The following is a 2445-nucleotide window of genomic DNA, read 5'->3' as shown; positions in this document are numbered from 1 at the left end:
TGGCTCAGTTCTACAAGAAAGTATATCAAGTTTAACCAGTAAGAGAGTATAGAACATTGTATAGTATTTTACACAAGATTATGGACTTGACTTAAAAAAAAAAATTAATTCGTTGCAATGATCCGTATGTTATAAAAGTGAATGATATAATAGGACATAAATAGTATTATAATATTTTTTAAATAGGGATTTTTTAGGAGGTACTTTAACAGATAATTAAAATTACTAATGAATTAACTTTTACTCGGATTTAGCTACAAAATTTTTATCTTCTAAAAGTAGTCAAACATCACTTTATTCAAATAATTTATTCCGTATATAATACAATCGATATGAAAGTTACTAAAATAGATATTAATGCTGAAGTAATTGATATTGATCTATTTACTGTTTTTGGTTTATTTAATAAAGGAATTACTCATAAAAATAGACTAACTATTATTGAAAGTATTATAAAAGAATTTGACAAACACTTAGAAGTTTCACAAATATTTAATGGAGTTCCAGTGCTAAATAATATGCGAGCAACTTTTTATGAATTCAAAGAGAGCAGAAAAAGTGATGATATTGATAATTTATGGCATGTATTTGAATCAGCACTTGAATTAGCTGATAATGACAATGAATCAACTCGTGATGAATTTATTAAAATATATAATGTTGTTAGTAAACAAAGGGGCATTCGATGGAATTTGACAATGGCACTATTTTGGATTCGACCTAATTATTTCATTAATTTAGATCGAACCAATCGATCGTATTTATTAAATTCAAAAGATATGCCGGTAGATTTTGTTGAAATAATTAAGCCTAAAATTAAAAATTTACCAAATGGGAAAGATTACTTAATGATAAATGATTCGTGCAAAAACATGTTAAGTAGTGATGAATTTGAATTCAATACATTACCTGAATTATCTTATGAAGTCTGAGTAGCACAAAAAAACAAAAGAAAGTATTGAGAGAGTTTGTTCAAGATGAGATGAACAATGGATTTGATGTGGAAACGATAAATCTTCAAATATACACTGAAGAGGACTTTTTAGATGATGTTTTTGTAGATCAAGAAATTTACCAAAGCTTGGTTAGCATATTAAAAGCAAAGAAAAACCTTATCTTGCAAGGAGCCCCAGATGTAGGTAAAATGTATGCCGCAAAGCGATTAGCTTATTCAATGATGGGGGTTAAAGATGCAGAGAGATTGATGATGGTTCAGTTTCATCAAAGTTATTCATACGAAGACTTGATTATGGGATTTCGTCCGTCATCAAAAGGATTCGAGTTAAAAACAGGAGCATTTTACAACTTCTGTAAGCAAGCTGAAAAAGATCCTGAAAATGAGTATTTCTTTATAATAGATGAAATTAATCGGGGAAATCTAAGTAAGATTTTTGGTGAGTTATTTATGTTAATTGAAAACGATAAACGTGGTCTATCGATTCAGTTATAGTATTCAGATGAACAATTTTCTGTTCCAGAAAATCTCTATCTAATAGGTATGATGAATACAGCTGATAGAAGCTGAGCTTTATTAGACTATGCATTAAGACGTCGCTTTGTCTTTTTTGAAATGAAACCATGTTTTGATTCTAATGGTTTCAAAGCATATCAAATGGTTTTAGATAATAAAATATTTAATCGATTGATTGATTCCGTTAAGGAGTTGAATGAATATATTGCTTTGGATGATTCGCTAGGTGAAGAATTTAGAATTGGACATAGTTATTTCTTGAACTTTACCGAGAAATCGATGATTAAAGAAGCATTGTCTAATTTAGTTGAATATGAGTTAATCCCGCTATTAAAGGAATTTTGGTTCGATGAACCAACTAAGGTATCTGATTGGAGTATGCGATTAAGGAGCGCCATTCAATGATTCCCATTCGTAACGTTTATTATATGCTAACCTATGCATTTAAAGAATTAAGAGGGACAGGATATAAGCATTTGAAATCAGAACCATTTGATCATATTGCAGATTTAATGGCAGCTATTTTGGTAAAAGGAATTGCCATGCAAGTAAAAAAAGGATTAGGTCGAGAATATGTGAATCATACAGAAATGTTATCTACTCTTCGAGATAAAGTAAATGTAACAGAATCTTTGAAATTATAATCTCTTTTAAAGAAACAACTAATCTGTAATTACGATGAGTTTACAGTTAATGGTCCGTTGAATCAAATGATAAAAACAACAGTTAATATACTCCTCCAATCAAGCATTTCCATTCATCGGAAAAAGTAACTTAGAAAGTTAATGATTTATTTTAATGAAGTTGATCTAATTGATTTAAAAGAAATTAATTGGAAGATAAGATATCATAAAAATAATGAATCATACCATTTATTAATTTCAGTCAAGTCCATAATCTTGTGTAAAAGTTTCTAGTACAATGTTCTATACTCTCTTACTGGTTAAACTTGATATACTTTCTTTTAGAACTGA

The 2445-nt window shown here is 28.8% G+C and carries 5 protein-coding genes; all 5 read left to right on the top strand.

Going from position 1 to position 2445, the window contains the following annotated elements:
• Nucleotides 1-332: 332 nt before the first annotated feature.
• The gene (locus tag L866_RS09775; RefSeq protein ID WP_025730889.1) at nt 333-932 is read left to right on the top strand and encodes a hypothetical protein; all 600 of its coding nucleotides are present in this window, start codon (nt 333-335) and stop codon (nt 930-932) included.
• A gap of 26 nt (nt 933-958) precedes the next feature.
• Nucleotides 959-1450, top strand: a complete 492-nt coding sequence (locus L866_RS09770) for an AAA family ATPase (protein ID WP_025730887.1) — start codon at nt 959-961, stop codon at nt 1448-1450.
• A gap of 120 nt (nt 1451-1570) precedes the next feature.
• Nucleotides 1571-1876: a 5-methylcytosine-specific restriction endonuclease subunit McrB gene (locus tag L866_RS09765; RefSeq protein WP_025730885.1), complete on the top strand. Its 306-nt coding sequence runs from the start codon at nt 1571-1573 to the stop codon at nt 1874-1876.
• Complete coding sequence (locus L866_RS08900; RefSeq protein WP_025730883.1) at nt 1873-2115, top strand: McrC family protein; 243 nt, start codon at nt 1873-1875, stop codon at nt 2113-2115. Before L866_RS09765 ends, L866_RS08900 begins: the two co-directional genes overlap by 4 nt.
• Nucleotides 2116-2136: 21 nt before the next feature.
• Nucleotides 2137-2244, top strand: a complete 108-nt coding sequence (locus L866_RS09890) for a hypothetical protein (protein WP_156919548.1) — start codon at nt 2137-2139, stop codon at nt 2242-2244.
• Nucleotides 2245-2445 lie beyond the last annotated feature (201 nt).

Source organism: Atopobacter phocae ATCC BAA-285 (assembly GCF_000526675.1).
GTDB classification, from domain to species: domain Bacteria; phylum Bacillota; class Bacilli; order Lactobacillales; family Aerococcaceae; genus Atopobacter; species Atopobacter phocae.
This window is presented reverse-complemented; position numbering and strand designations above follow the sequence as displayed.

Bases quoted from the DNA above. Each gene is read 5' to 3' on its own strand.
- L866_RS09775 (WP_025730889.1), top strand. From the start codon at position 333: ATGAAAGTTACTAAAATAGATATTAATGCTGAAGTAATTGATATTGAT.
- L866_RS09765 (WP_025730885.1), top strand. From the start codon at position 1,571: ATGAAACCATGTTTTGATTCTAATGGTTTCAAAGCATATCAAATGGTT.
- L866_RS08900 (WP_025730883.1), top strand. From the start codon at position 1,873: ATGATTCCCATTCGTAACGTTTATTATATGCTAACCTATGCATTTAAA.